Annotated in this window: 1 protein-coding gene and 1 tRNA gene; both read right to left on the bottom strand. The window is 31.8% G+C overall.

From position 1 onward, the window contains the following. The coding region (locus tag ACYVJ0_RS13635; RefSeq protein WP_460818395.1) for a hypothetical protein at window positions 1-412 on the bottom strand (412 nt) is incomplete at its 3' end. Window positions 413-478: 66 nt separating this feature from the next. Continuing rightward, a tRNA-Met gene (locus ACYVJ0_RS13630) sits at window positions 479-551 on the bottom strand. Window positions 552-645: the final 94 nt, after the last annotated feature.

Here is a 645-nt window from a genome sequence, read left to right as displayed (position 1 = left end):
TAACTCGTTCAAATCGATCTGTATCTAGATTCTTCATAATAAATGCTGCTAGAATATCACTATTTAGATAAGGATAATGTAGCTTTACTAGTCGGAGTTCTACTGCTTGTCCCCAAACATTACTTAGAACTTCACCTAGAGCATTAATAGTATTAGCATTAAGTGCTGATTGTACATCTGACATATAATAGAATACTGTTACTGTTACTGTTGTAGGTGTTACATCAATAATAGGCTTAGAAGCTAGTACATCAATAGGTTCGAAAAATTGATTAATAAGTGTATTAGTATGTCGTGTTGCATGAAGATTTTGTGTTGTATTCATACCTGAATCAAAATTATGGCTCATAATTTGAGTATTACCACTTGGTAGATAATACTTAGCTAGTCCATTTGATAGAATATCCTTCATTATTTAAAGTCTGTATATTTTTAGAAATTTCTAATTCTCATGATAATTGACTATCTTGGTTTTATTAGCCAGCAGAGGGACTCGAACCCATCTTACTGCCGTTATGAGTGGCAGGTTTCTACCCTTAAACTATACCGGCTATAAGTACTAATATTAGTCTATCATATAGGCCGAATCTAGTATTACTTTTCTTAACTAGAAAAGAGAGTTAATAATATCTATAACAATAAAGG

The organism is Microbacterium petrolearium, assembly GCF_054782875.1.
This window is presented reverse-complemented; position numbering and strand designations above follow the sequence as displayed.